The organism is Caldichromatium japonicum (assembly GCF_011290485.1).
Lineage (GTDB): Bacteria > Pseudomonadota > Gammaproteobacteria > Chromatiales > Chromatiaceae > Thermochromatium > Thermochromatium japonicum.
The window spans coordinates 759,176-772,334 of sequence record NZ_CP048029.1 but is presented as its reverse complement, the minus strand read 5'-3'; the positions used below and the strand labels follow the sequence as shown (position 1 = coordinate 772,334).

Annotated in this window: 11 protein-coding genes; 5 read left to right on the top strand and 6 right to left on the bottom strand. The window is 59.8% G+C overall.

Annotated elements, in window-relative coordinates; all coding sequences use genetic code 11:
• Positions 1-214: 214 nt before the first annotated feature.
• The 3 genes from GWK36_RS03840 to GWK36_RS03830 all read left to right on the top strand — a co-directional run bounded on the left by GWK36_RS03840 (position 215) and on the right by GWK36_RS03830 (position 3,894).
• A complete protein-coding gene (locus GWK36_RS03840; protein ID WP_166270033.1) occupies positions 215-2,248 on the top strand; it encodes a sodium-translocating pyrophosphatase in 2,034 nt (677 codons plus the stop codon).
• An 88-nt stretch (positions 2,249-2,336) separates the two neighbouring features.
• Positions 2,337-3,080 carry a carbonic anhydrase gene (locus GWK36_RS03835; protein ID WP_246237658.1) on the top strand — a complete coding sequence of 248 codons (744 nt, stop codon included), beginning with the start codon at positions 2,337-2,339 and terminating at the stop codon, positions 3,078-3,080.
• Positions 3,058-3,894, top strand: a complete 837-nt coding sequence (locus tag GWK36_RS03830; RefSeq protein ID WP_166270032.1) for a class I SAM-dependent methyltransferase — start codon at positions 3,058-3,060, stop codon at positions 3,892-3,894. Before GWK36_RS03835 ends, GWK36_RS03830 begins: the two co-directional genes overlap by 23 nt.
• 217 nt (positions 3,895-4,111) lie before the next feature.
• On the opposite strand, the gene malQ is transcribed toward GWK36_RS03830, so the two are convergent.
• Positions 4,112-5,623 (bottom strand): 4-alpha-glucanotransferase, encoded by a 1,512-nt coding sequence (malQ, locus tag GWK36_RS03825; RefSeq protein WP_166270031.1) that lies wholly within the window; start codon positions 5,621-5,623, stop codon positions 4,112-4,114.
• A 180-nt stretch (positions 5,624-5,803) separates the two neighbouring features.
• Between malQ and GWK36_RS03820 the strand changes: the two genes are divergently transcribed.
• Positions 5,804-9,346: a two-partner secretion domain-containing protein gene (locus GWK36_RS03820; protein WP_343033133.1), complete on the top strand. Its 3,543-nt coding sequence runs from the start codon at positions 5,804-5,806 to the stop codon at positions 9,344-9,346.
• A gap of 175 nt (positions 9,347-9,521) precedes the next feature.
• On the opposite strand, the gene GWK36_RS03815 is transcribed toward GWK36_RS03820, so the two are convergent.
• The 4 genes from GWK36_RS03815 to GWK36_RS03800 form a co-directional block, all read right to left on the bottom strand.
• Positions 9,522-9,818, bottom strand: a complete 297-nt coding sequence (locus tag GWK36_RS03815; protein ID WP_166270029.1) for an integrase core domain-containing protein — start codon at positions 9,816-9,818, stop codon at positions 9,522-9,524.
• 16 nt (positions 9,819-9,834) lie between these two features.
• A complete protein-coding gene (locus GWK36_RS03810; protein WP_166270028.1) occupies positions 9,835-10,215 on the bottom strand; it encodes an IS3 family transposase in 381 nt (126 codons plus the stop codon).
• Positions 10,216-10,290: 75 nt separating this feature from the next.
• On the bottom strand, positions 10,291-10,656 hold the full coding sequence (locus GWK36_RS03805) for an IS3 family transposase (RefSeq protein ID WP_166268975.1): 366 nt from the start codon (positions 10,654-10,656) through the stop codon (positions 10,291-10,293).
• 306 nt (positions 10,657-10,962) lie between these two features.
• Positions 10,963-11,445 carry a transposase gene (locus tag GWK36_RS03800; RefSeq protein ID WP_166270027.1) on the bottom strand — a complete coding sequence of 161 codons (483 nt, stop codon included), beginning with the start codon at positions 11,443-11,445 and terminating at the stop codon, positions 10,963-10,965.
• A 276-nt stretch (positions 11,446-11,721) separates the two neighbouring features.
• On the opposite strand from GWK36_RS03800, the gene GWK36_RS03795 reads away from it, so the two are divergent.
• Complete coding sequence (locus GWK36_RS03795) at positions 11,722-12,309, top strand: DUF1134 domain-containing protein (RefSeq protein WP_246237657.1); 588 nt, start codon at positions 11,722-11,724, stop codon at positions 12,307-12,309.
• A 33-nt stretch (positions 12,310-12,342) separates the two neighbouring features.
• Here GWK36_RS03795 and GWK36_RS03790 read toward each other — a convergent pair whose 3' ends face one another.
• Complete coding sequence (locus GWK36_RS03790; protein WP_166270026.1) at positions 12,343-12,654, bottom strand: hypothetical protein; 312 nt, start codon at positions 12,652-12,654, stop codon at positions 12,343-12,345.
• Positions 12,655-13,159 lie beyond the last annotated feature (505 nt).

The following is a 13,159-nucleotide window of genomic DNA, read 5'->3' as shown; positions in this document are numbered from 1 at the left end:
TGCTACCCGCCCCCGGCATGGAACTACCCAAGGCCGCCATTCAATACCGAGCATTGACGCAGGGCTAGATTCGCGTTTGGGCACTAGGCAAACAGCCCCAAGTTTTTCATGCTAAAGTTTGATGCCGCATTAATAATGCCCTGTCATGGAGCTACCGCGCACATCCTGATAGGTCGATCTTCACGCTCACCAAAAACCCATAAGGGGGATTTTTATGACGGACTTTATCCTCTGGCTGGCCATCGCCTCGGGGGGGCTGGCCATTGCCTTTGGTCTCGTGGTCGTCGCCTGGATCTTGACCCAATCCGCCGGCTCTGAGCGGATGCAAGAGATTGCCGCAGCGGTTCAGACCGGCGCCCGCGCCTATCTCAATCGCCAATACAGCGCCATTGCCCTGGTCGGCGCCGGACTCTTTGTTGTCCTGTGGCTGTCCTTGGGCATCAACACCGCTGTCGGCTTTGCCATCGGGGCGATCCTCTCCGGCATGGCCGGCTATATCGGCATGAATGTCTCGGTGCGCGCCAATGTGCGCACCGCCCAAGCAGCCACCCAGGGGCTGGATCGGGCGCTCGCCATCGCCTTCCGCGGCGGTGCAGTGACCGGTCTCTTAGTGGTCGGCCTCGGGCTGCTAGGTGTGTCCGGCTATTTCATGTATCTAGGCGCCAACGAACAGGCCCTGCATGCGCTCGTCGGTCTGGCCTTTGGCGGCTCGTTGATCTCGATCTTCGCCCGTCTCGGTGGCGGGATCTTCACCAAAGGCGCGGATGTGGGCGCTGATCTCGTCGGCAAGGTCGAGGCAGGCATCCCTGAGGACGACCCACGCAATCCAGCGGTGATTGCTGATAATGTCGGCGACAATGTCGGCGACTGCGCCGGTATGGCCGCCGACCTGTTCGAGACCTATGCGGTGACCATCATCGCCACCATGGTGCTCGGCGGGCTCATGTTTAAGGCCGCAGACGGCGGTCCGGCGATGAACTATGTTATCTATCCGTTGGCCCTGGGCGCAGCCTCGATCATCGCCTCAGTCGTCGGCGCCTTCTTCGTCAAGGCCAATGAGGGCGGGCGGATCATGCATGCCCTCTATCGCGGTATGGCGGTGGCCGGAGGTCTGGCCTTCGTGCTCTTTGCCATCGTCACCGGCCTGATCATGGGTGAGCATTTCTTCGCTATGCTCTTCTGCGCCCTGATCGGTCTGGGACTCACCGCGGCCATGATGTTCATCACCGAATATTACACGGCCACTGAATTCCCGCCGGTGCGCTATGTCGCTGAGGCCTCGCAGACCGGCCATGCCACCAACATCATCGCCGGCCTGGCGGTCTCCATGAAGTCCACGGCACTGCCGGTGCTCGCTGTCTGTATTGCCATCTGGGCCGCCTATCTGGCCGCTGATCTCTATGGCGTTGCCATTGCGGCCACCGCCATGCTGTCGATGGCGGGCATGGTGGTCGCGCTCGATGCCTATGGCCCGATCACCGACAACGCCGGCGGAATCGCCGAGATGTCCGGCCTACCCAAGGACGTGCGCAAGATCACCGACGCCCTGGATGCGGTGGGCAATACTACCAAGGCGGTAACCAAGGGTTATGCCATCGGCTCGGCGGGGCTTGCGGCGCTCGTGCTCTTTGCCGACTACACCCACAACCTCCAGGCCGCCGGCAAGATGCAGGAGTTCTTGCTGTCCGATCCGGCGATCATCATCGGCCTCTTCATCGGCGGTCTTGTGCCCTATCTCTTCGGCTCGATGGCCATGGAGGCCGTGGGACGGGCGGCAAGCTCGGTGGTCATCGAGGTGCGCCGTCAGTTTAAAGAGATCCAGGGCATCATGGAGGGCACCGCCAAGCCCGACTATTCGCGCGCCGTCGATATGCTGACCCGGGCCGCGATCAAGGAGATGGTCATCCCCTCGCTGCTGCCGATCCTGGTCCCGATCGCTGTGGCCATCGGGATGAACATCCTCATGGGTGACGGTGCTGGCATCCGCGCTCTCGGCGGCATGCTGATCGGCACTATCGTCACCGGGCTCTTTGTCGCCATCTCTATGTGCACCGGCGGCGGGGCCTGGGATAATGCCAAGAAGTACATCGAGGAGGGCAACTTCGGCGGCAAGGGTTCAGAGACCCACAAGGCGGCGGTCACCGGTGATACCGTCGGAGATCCCTATAAGGACACCGCGGGTCCGGCCATCAACCCCTTGATCAAGATCATCAATATCGTCGCCCTGCTCCTGGTGCCCTTACTTTAAGGCACACCCACGCCCTCCCCCCTCCCACGGGAAGGGGGCAAGGGCTTGGGTGATCTGACGCAACCCAACCCTTCTCTCAATACCCTGAGTGAAACGCTCACTGCTCCTGATCCCTATCCTGACCATGAGTCTTGCTGTACTGGCCGCCGAGCACGGCCACCAGGCCCATTGGGGCTATACCGGCCAAGAAGGTCCAGAACACTGGGGCGACTTGGACCCCAGCTTCGACTTCTGTAAGCGCGGTAAGAACCAAGCGCCGATCGACCTCAAACAGTTCGTCGATGCCAGCCTGCCGCCGATCGGCCTGCATTACCAGGCCGGCGGGTATAATGAGGTCAATAACGGGCATACGATCCAGATCGACTATGACCGCGGCAGCACCATCACCCTCGATGGGCATACCTACGAACTCAAGCAGTTCCATTTCCATACCCCGAGCGAGAACCATATCAACGGCAAGGCCTTCCCTATGGAGGCCCATCTGGTCCATGCCGACCAGGAGGGCAATCTCGCGGTGATCGCAGTGATGATCGAGGAAGGTGCCGAGAACTCGGTGCTCGCCGCCGCCTTTTCGGTCATGCCAAAACAGCCCGAGACGACGGTCCAGCTCAGCCACAAGGTCTCGGCTGAGGGATTGCTGCCGGCGAACCGCGACTATTACCGCTTTGAAGGCTCGCTCACCACCCCGCCCTGCTCGGAGGGGGTGATATGGCTAGTGATGAAACACTCCATCACCGCATCTGCCGCCCAAATCAAGCGCTTTGCCCGGGTGATGGGGCATCCCAACAATCGACCCATTCAGCCGCTCAATGCCAGGGTGGTCATCGAGTGAGCGCGATCCCTTCCGCCTTTATCAGCTCGCCGTTCAAGACCCCGAGGCCGAAAGTACACTGATCGAGGGGTTTTTCGCCGAGCGCTACGGGCGCCTGCCGCAGCGATTGCGCGAGGACTTCTGTGGCACGGCAGCCCTCTGCGCCGCCTGGGTCAGGCTCCGTCCCGACAATCTGGCTTGGGGCGTGGACTTAGATCCCGAGGGGCTCGCCTGGGGACAGGTCCATAATCTCGGGCCACTCACCGCCGAGCAACGACGTCGCATTGCGCTGATCAATGGCGATGTGCGCTCGGCGGTAACGCCTGAGGTCGATATCGTTGCAGCCCTAAACTTCAGTTACTGGCTCCTCAAGACCCGCACGGCGCTTAGCGAGTATCTAAGACACATCCGCAGCCTGCTTGCCCCAGAGGGCCTGCTCATCCTCGATGTCCACGGCGGTCCAGACGCCATGCGCCTGCACACCGAGCGCCGAGAGATCCAAGACCCCTTGGGCGAGCCCTTTGCTTATCTCTGGGAACGTGCAGACTTCGACCCCTTAAGCCACACCCAAACCTGCTACATCCACTTTCAATTTACAGACGGCACCAGTCTTGAGCGCGCCTTCAGTTATACCTGGCGTCTCTGGACCCTGCCAGAACTGCGCGAGCTCCTCGTCGAGTGCGGGTTCGGTCAGGTGCAGGTCTACGGACAAGGATGGGATGAGGCCGGCAACCCCGACGGATGCTTCGCCCCTAGTGAACGCATCGGCCCTGCCGACCTTTGGATCGCCTATCTTGTCGCTTCGCCTGAGAAGGAACATTCCGAAATCCCTTGATCTTGAGCGATCCTTCCAGATCAACACCTTCGACCAACCTCTAGCATTGATCAGCTCGGCCCATATTGCTGTTGCCGTGCCTGCAGCAAAACGATTTTGGGCGGTGAGGGACAGTCGCCTGTGTCGCCACCGAAAATGGCACCCTCTTGGGCAGGGGCACCCCGTGACCACCCTAAGTCGCTTGTACCGGAACGACAATCAGTGGCTGATTCGATCCCTAAAGCGGGTCATAAGGTCTGCGACCATAGAGTCGGCTGAATCTGAGCAAGCGGTCGGCAAGCCCCCAATCCAGTTGTTCTGAGCGATAGCGCCATTGCCAGTTGCCCTCGGCGGTACCTGGGCGGTTCATGGTGGCCTCAGCTCCCAGGCCCAGGAGGTCTTGCAAGGGGAAGATGGCCAAGGCGGCGACCGAGGCGAGCGCTGCCCGGATCAGATCCCAATGAATCGCCTCGCCTGGGCTCGTGAGATAGGCGCAGACCTGGGCGCGGCGATGCTCGGGCTGCGCCTCCCACCACCCCAGCACCGGCGGATTGTCGTGGGTCCCTGTATAGACCACCAGTTCGCGGCGATGATGATGAGGCAGGAAATAAGAAGCGCCGAAGCCATCGTCGAGTCCCTCGAAGCCAAACTGCAACACTGCCATCCCGGGCAACCCGAGACCATCGCGCAGCGCCTCGACATCGGGGGTGATCACCCCCAGGTCCTCGGCGATCAGGGGGAGGGCTTCCCCCAAGGCAGCGCGCAAGGATTCAAACAAGGTCCAGCCGGGCCCCGCCAGCCAGCGCCCATTGACCGCGGTCTCTTCGGAGGCAGGGATCGCCCAATAACCGGCAAAGCCGCGGAAGTGATCGATGCGCACCCAATCGACGAGTTCGAGAGTGCGGCGCAGGCGCTCGACCCAAAAGCGATAGCCGTCCTGAGCCAACGACGGCCAGCGATAGAGCGGATTGCCCCAACGTTGGCCAGTGGCGCTGAAATAATCTGGCGGTACCCCTGCGATCAAGGTCGGCTGACCCGCATCATTGAGCTCAAACCACTCGGGATGGGTCCAGACCTCGCTCGAGTCGTGGGCGACGAAGATGGGGATGTCGCCGACCAGCCGTACGCCGCGGGCATGGGCGTAGGCGCGAAACTCCTGCCACTGGTGCTGAAAGACATATTGGATGAAACGCTGCAACTCGATCGCCTTGCGGTGATGCGCCGACCATTTGGCAAGGGTATCGGGATCACGTCGGGCAAGCGCCTGGGGCCATTCGGTCCAGGGGCGAAGCTCATATTCCTGCTTGAGCGCCTGATAGAGCGCCCAGTCATCGAGCCAAAAGGACTGACGGGCGCAAAAATGCCCATATTGGGCGCGATCGGCATCGCTCGCGTGCTCGAGAAATCCGCGCCAGGCGCGCTTGATGAGATCGCTCTTCCAGCGCGCAACCGGCCCAAAATCGACCCGCTCTTCGGAAAACGCTGGAGGATCGAGTTCAGATTCAGACAGCCAGCCTGCTGCCACGAGTCCATCCGGACTGATCAGGAGCGGATTGCCAGCGAATGCCGACAGACACTGATAGGGCGAGTCACGATAACCGGTGGGACCGAGCGGCAGGACCTGCCAGATCCCCTGCCCTGCTGCGGCGAGAAAATCGACAAAGCGATAGGCATGCGGACCCAGGTCGCCGATGCCATAGGGGCCGGGCAAGGAGGTCGGGTGGAGCAGGATGCCGCTGGTGCGGTGCATAATCTGATCACTCCGGAGCAGTCTGGCGATAGGGCCTAACAGTTTAACCCAAGGGCCCTCCCTCAAACGCAGCGGATCTTGCTCGATGCGGCAGATGGCCGGTGCATCTGCATCCAGGCCAAACGACATCGGCTAAACTCGGTACTGAAATAACGCCATCAGCGTTTGCGGAGGTAAACCATGTCTACCCGCGGGCCCTACCCTGTCTTGGTGCTCGGCCTTAGTCTGAGCTCACCCCTCCTCCTTGCCCAGATCCTGACTGATGGGACGGTGGGGCCGATGGTGGAGCTATCGGGTCGGGAGATGACGGTAGGTGCGGAGCTGGGGACGGTGCGTGGGGCCAATCTGTTTCATAGTTTTAGCCGTTTGGACATTGGGGAGGGGCAGCGTGCGACCTTTACGGGACCTGAGCACATTCAGAATGTGATTGGGCGGGTGACGGGGGGTCGGGTCTCGCGCATCGACGGGACCTTGCGTTCGCAGGTGGGTCGGGCTGATGTCTATCTCATTAATCCGGCGGGTGTGGTGTTGGGTCCGGGGGCGCAGGTCGATGTACCGGCGGCGTTGTATCTGAGTGCTGCGGATGAGCTGCGTTTTAGCGATGGCAGTCGGTATAGTGCGCGCGATCCGCAGGCGAGCACCTTGAGCATGGCGGCTCCTGAATCATTTGGTTTTTTATCTCCCCAGGTGGCGGGCTTAGAGATCGATGGGAGTCGATTGGTGCTGAATGCTGGTCAGCGGCTGAGTCTGACGGCGGGAGAGATACAGCTTAGAGGGTCGAGTGCTGAGCAGCCGGCGGTGGTGAGAGTGCCTGGGGGTGAGATCCGGGTGGAGGCGGTGGGTAGAGGTCAGCGTCAGGTGCCGGTGCATGGTTCTGGGGAGGCGGGGACTGGACGGTTGGTGGTCGAGAACAGCTGGTTGGACACCAGCGGCGAGGGCGGGGGGCAGATCAGCCTGCGGGCGGGTGAGCTAGAGGCGCGCGACAGCCTGCTTGTGGCCCACAACCTAGGGGACCGAGATGTGTTGGTGGGTCAGCGGTCTATCGACCTGCGGGTTGCAGGTTCGGCTGCCCTTTCGGGGACTGAGATTTCAGCCTTTAGCCTCGGTGCCGGTGCTGTCGGTGCGATAGATGTCGAGGTTGGTGGTCGACTTGAATTGGTCGAGGGCTCGCGGATCGGCAGCATCGCCTTTGATCGCGGTAAGGCGGCGGATGTGCAGGTTCGTGCGGGAGCGATACGGTTGTTTGGTGGGACAGAGCGGTTTACTGGGATTGCAAGTTATACAGAATCCGGCTCGATAGGGGATGCGGGTTTGGTAAGGCTAGAGGTCGAAGGTTTGCTGGAGATCCTCAACGGCGCAAAGATCGTCACCGACACCTTTGGAGATGGTTTGGCTGGGAACATCGATATTAGTGCAGGTTCAGTGACGATTGATAATTTGGGAAATCCAAATCAGGTAACGCTAATCGCGAGTCAGGCTGGTGAAGGCTCGAGTGGTGATGCAGGCCGAGTGACTCTTAATGTAGAAGGATTGATAGAGATCTCAAATGGTGCAGTGATTTCTGCTAGTACCGCGGGCCAAGGTAAAGCAGGCAAACTATTTGTCACAGCAGACGTCCTGCGTTTAGATGGGTCTGGTATCAGCAATCTATTCACTGGCATCACGAATCAGGTTTTAAAAGATTTTAGCGGTGAAGGAGGAGAGATCAATCTGAACATCTCGGATCGCTTGGAGGTTATCAATGGCGCAATGATTGGAGGTTTTACTCTAGGAAACAGTAGATCAGGGGATGTCAATATTCGGGCAGGATCACTACTCCTCGACGGTTACGGAAATGATCTATTTACAGGAATTACTAGCTATTCTGCATCAGATGCAAAAGGTGATGCAGGGAAGGTCAAGCTAGAGATCGCCAGCTCGATTGAGGTGCTCAGAGGCGCAATGATTTCAACAAGCACCTGGGGTTCAGGCAATGCAGGAGTTATAACTATTTCTGCCGAATCGATCATAATGGACGGTTTTAATGATCCTCTTTATACGACGTGGATATCGAGTCAATCCGAGCCTGGCTCAACTGGCAATGCAGGATCTATCGATATAAAGGTCTCCAAAGAAATAGGGCTCCTTAATGGCGCTGTCATTTCTACTGGTACAAGAGGGGAAGGGAACGCTGGCAATCTGATGATCACGGCAGACAAGATTCAAATCACAGGGTCACCCGAGTCAGAACTAGGGACGGCAATTGCAAGCGAATCTCTGCCTGGTTCTAAAGGGGACGCAGGTTTTGTGTGGCTAAATGTTGCTAAGTCGCTTGAGGTGCTTAACGGAGCTTTCGTTTCAAGCAGTACTGCATCGGCTGGAGAGGGAGGTGGTCTCTTCATCAGCGCAGGTTCGGTGTATCTCGATGGTTTAGGAAAAAATGTATTTACGGGACTTACAAGTTCTTCCGTATATGGATCTAGCGGCAATGCGGGCAATATCAACCTGGAGGTAGATGGGTTATTAGAAATAGTTAACGGAGCGCATATTTCGACCAGTACCTGGGGTATAGGAAACGCTGGCGAGATAACTGTCAGGGCCACTCATGTCCGACTGGATACAAAAGGGGATGATCAGTTTACGGGCCTCGCAAGCCGAGCGGGGCCAGGTTCTTTTGGCCACGCCGGTCGTGTCAATCTCGAGGTGACGAATCTGTTGGAGATCCTCAACGGCGCCAAGGTATCCACGAGCACAGCCGCGGTCGGCAATGCCGGAGATCTCTCGATGCAAGCGGATGAGATCTTCATCCGCGGCGAGGATTCAGGGGCCGCAAGCGCGGCCTTCACGACGGCCAGAGGTCAGGTGGGGAACCTCGCCGTTACTGCTGAGCGGATCACACTCGCGGATGGTGGATTTTTAAGTATCAGCGCCGAGCAAGCGAGCGTGGATCCATCCCTCACCCCGAAGGCCAGCCGCCTTCAGGTTGCTGCCCAACAGCTCAGGCTCGATGGTGGGTTCATCACTGCCGTAAGCAGCGGTCCGGTCCCTGCTGCCGCTATTGATCTTGAGGCCCAAGACCTGCGTCTGGTCAATGGCAGCCAGATCACGACTGAATCCCTGCAAGCGGATGCTGGGTCGATTGTCATTGGTGGTGGGCGGCTGTGGGTTGCGGATAGTCGGATCACCACCTCGGCGCTGGGTGAGCGGGGTGATGGGGGAGACATTGTTTTGCGTCCTGAGTATTTGATCCTGGAGGGTGGTTTCATTCAGGCCAATACTGCTGGTCTGGGTGCGCGGGGTGGAGACATCTGGGTGGGCAGTCGTGCCTTGTTGGGGAGTGAGGGGCGGGTAGAGATTGGGGGTCAGGAGCGGGCGAGTTTGATTGCTGGTTTGGGGCGCAATGTGATTCAGGCGGCGGCGCCTGGGGGTGAGCAGGGGGTTATTACGGTGGTGGCGCCGGAGCTGGATCTGACGGTGGCGCTGGTGCCCCTGGCCACCTCCTTTGGGGGTTGGGGTGGGTTGTTGACCGATCCGTGTCAGGCGTTGGCGGTGGGTGCAGGCAGTTCCCTGGTCGAGGGAGGCAGTGGGGGTGTGGCGCCCACGCCCGCTGAGCCCGCAGCCCTGCCCTTGGACCGCAAGCGCCTGGAGCGCTTGGGTACATCGTCGAACACGAGCAGGCAATCACTGCTCGCCAACCCATTGACACCGGACCTCTTGTGGTCCGGTTGCCGGACGGCAAGGTAACACAGATGGTGATGCTGGCGATAGACAAAAAACAAGTACCTTGCGCACCGCTCGGCTCCGAGATCGAGGCTGGCAACGCTCAGAAATGGAACGAGTGGGTAAACCGAGAGGCCGTGACGCCTGAGCCTGAATCGAAGCTGTACTGCCCGCAGTTGATTGGACACTGATTTGCAGTTCATGCGGCCTTTTGGAGGGCATAAGCCTGCCGGGCTTCGAGGGGTGACATGAAGCCCAGTTTTTCGAGTCGCCAGTGGCGATTGTAACGATTCCTGAACTCGGTGACAGCCTGCCGGACTTCTTTAAGGTTGCAAAAGAGGCGTGCGTGGATGGCCTGCTCCTTCAGCGTCCGATTGAAGCGTTCGGTCACGCCATTGGTCTGGGGCTCAGCAACAAAGGCGAGGCTCTGGTCGATACCCCAGAACGCGATCTGTTTTAGGAAGTCGTCGGCGGTGTATTGCGTGCCATGATCCATGCGCAGCTTGAGCCCCTTACCGGCGTAGGCGGCGGTAGTGCTGAACTCGGCCTGAAGCCCTATGGATACTGACACAGCAGGCGTCGACGGTCTGGATGCGGATGCCGTCGGTGCCCCACATCTGGTTCGGCGCCTCGGCCTGGATCGACCCATCGTGGGCAGAGGGCGAACCCTGCGGTACCCGGTGCGGCGACAGCAAGGCGTTCTCGCGCATCAGGCGGCAGACGCGATCCTTGGACACGCGGATGCCAGAAAGGATGCGCAGCCGCGCCCCGACCTTGCGATGGCCTTCGCCGACGAACGGCGAAGCTTCTAGGTCAGCTCGAATGGCGGCCAGTAGGTCGACGTCAGAAATCTTCGGCTTCGGTCCGCGCCGCGTCGGATGCAGCAGAACCACCTTGGCGCTCTCTCTGGACTGCTGGGCGTCAAGGGTCGAGCGGGCGAACTCCAGTACCCGGCGAGATCATCTGGCTCATCGCAACGACCTCCTGCCGACCCAAGGACGCTTCGCCTGCCTTTCCTTGCGCAGGATCTCGACTTGCATCACCAACTCGCCAATGCGCCAGTTGGCATCATCGCGTTGTTTCTCAACCGGATCGTTCTCGCCTTCCTTGAGCCCTGCATCGATCCCCGCCAGCGCCCGGTCGCGCCACTCCTCCAGCCGGTATATCGGCACCGCCAGCTCACGCAACAGGGCATCCACCAATTCGCCCCACAGCAGGCGCAGCACGATTTGTTTCTTCCGCCCCGACGACCAGCGCTTGACCTCGCCCGCCGCGCTACGCGCCCCTTCCAGCGCACCCAGCGCAACCCCACCACCCTCACTCTCATTCAGCATTTCCCGCTCCTTCTTCACACACGTCTATTTACCCCAATTGCGTGTCCAAAAGAATTGCGGGCAGGGCAGAGCCTTGGACGCATCGGAATTGGTGATACCTTCTGGGTTAGCTTGGGCTAGCTCAAGAACCGCGGCTTTTAGGAGTTCCAAGCTAATGTGCGCCTTTTCGACAACGCCGGCGGGAACCGCTAGATTCCGCCGAGTTTTTGGTGTGACGCCAGACGGCATTACCGAGTTTGTGAGAAGCCCGTCTGTGTCTTCAGTGCCGAACGCCGCGATTATTAATCCGAAACCAATGAACTTGTATTACGCGGCATCATGGAGCTTGGGATGCTGGAAGTAGCACATGATGCGTTGGGGGGAATTGAGAAGGCGGCGCAGGTGGCTGACGGTCGCCTTCTTCAGATCGTCCTTGGTGCGGGAGGGCGCCTGCGCGGTGATGGTGGCCTTGAGCATCTCGTTGGGGTTCAGTGCTGGGCTGTAGGGGGGGAGGGAGGAGGCCTCGATTTGATTGGCGCATGCAGCCAGCCAGGCCTTGACTGGCTTGGTGTGATGCACGCGCAGGTTGTCGAGGATGAGGAAGATCTTCTTGCCCCTGGCGTCCTTGACGAGCCGCTTCATGAAGTCGATCAGGATGTCGGCGTTCATCGCCCCCGCGAACACCTTCCGACGCACCTTGCCGCGGTTGGTCAGCGTTGCCCTACCCGTGGCGAGTCCGTCCGGTAACGGCGGAGCTACAGCAGAGAGGGTCTCTGCCGTAGTCGGGAAAGTCACTCCTGTCAGAGACAAATGCGCTCCGCATTCGGGGCAGGAAGAGCACAGTGCGCCTGTTTGCGCACTTTCTTGAGAGCAGATACCGATGATCTAAAACGAAGAAGCGCTCGCAAGTATCTTTTCGCCAGCGGCACACGCGCCAAAAACGGTGTGTCCGTTGCACAGGCCTCTCTCATCGTCATCACCGATCATCGTCTGGGATCAACCCAGACGTGGTTGTGCTTGTCGCCCCCATGAGTCATCCCTAGACTTGTACCCACTTGCCCATGCCAATCACACCACAAGGCATCAATGAGACAACGCTGGCAATCCTTCCTATTCCTGCTGATCGGGCTGATGGCACTCGGTGCAAATCTCCCGGCCCAGCCGCCTGCTCCAGACGCCCCCCCACAGCGCCCGACCTATAGCGAGCAAGAGATCTTGGCACAGGTCGATGCCTTTTTCGGTCAAGGGGCAGAGAACCTAGCGTTGGCCGTGCAAAAGGCCTTTCGCGATCAGGGCGAGCCCAATGCCTATATCGCGGGTGAAGAGTTCGGGGCGGCCTTGGGGCTCGGGGTGCGCTATGGGCGGGGGGTGCTCAATACCCGCTGGGTGCAGAATCGCCCTGTCTTTTGGCAGGGACCCTCAATCGGTCTGGATCTTGGGGTGAATGTCGCCAAGGTCTTCATCCTGATCTATCGCCTGCCCAATGAGGCCTATCTCTTCCGGCGTTTTCCCGGCATTGAGGGTAGCCTGTATGTAATCGGCGGCGTGGGGGTCAATTATCTCCAGTCGGGTGAGACGGTGATCGCCCCGATCCGGCTCGGGGCGGGTTGGCGTCAAGGGTTGAGTGCGGGCTATATGGACTTTACCGATCGTGCGCATGTCAATCCATTCTGAAAAATGCGCCGTCCTTGGCCGAGGTAAGTGCGATCAGCGCGGCGGCGGGGGCGGCGGAGAGTTAGGGCGGAAATGAGGTGCGACCTCGCTGTTGGTCGATAGCTCATAGATCCGCCGATCAATCCAATCGAGCCGCCAGTCGATCCGACGCTGTGCCTCACGTGGCGAATAGGCCTCGCGGCGCAAGTCGTCCATCAAGCGGCGCACCTTGTCCTGTTCGCGCTGCAGCCGCCTGACCTCGCGGCGGGTCAGGGCGCCTGAGTCCTTACCTCGCTCGATGGCCATATCCTGATGATTGAAACGCTCTTTGAAATCTCGCTCCGGGGGCTGGGCCGGGGTGGCCATTGACAAGCCCATGAGACAAGCCGCAGCCGCCGTCCCGAAGATCCTCTGAATCCATACATGCATCGATGATCCCCTCTGTGTATCGCATTGAGGTTGAAAGATTCGAACCTTGGCACAACGCCGCAGATGATTTGAGACCTTATCCGGAGTAGGATTGTTGCCGGCACGGGTGGCTCACCCTGCCTTATCCGCGTCCCTGTTGATCAAGGAGTCGCATCATGTATCGATCGATCCCAATCCTTGCCTTGCTGATGGTCACGGCAACGGGTCAAGCGGCCATTCAGGCGCCTCATGCGACGCCGATGCTAAGCCCCGCTGAGGTTGCACCATTATCCAATCCTGCCCACGCGAGCGATCAGGACCAGCCGCTGCTCCAGCTTGCCCAACCCGGTGGCCCGCCGTTTGGTCCTGGCAGCGAACCAGGGGATCGTCCCCCGCCGCGCGGGCCTGGGGGTCCTGATTTTAGACCGCCGCCACGTCGCGAGCCACCTCTTCCCCCGCGCCG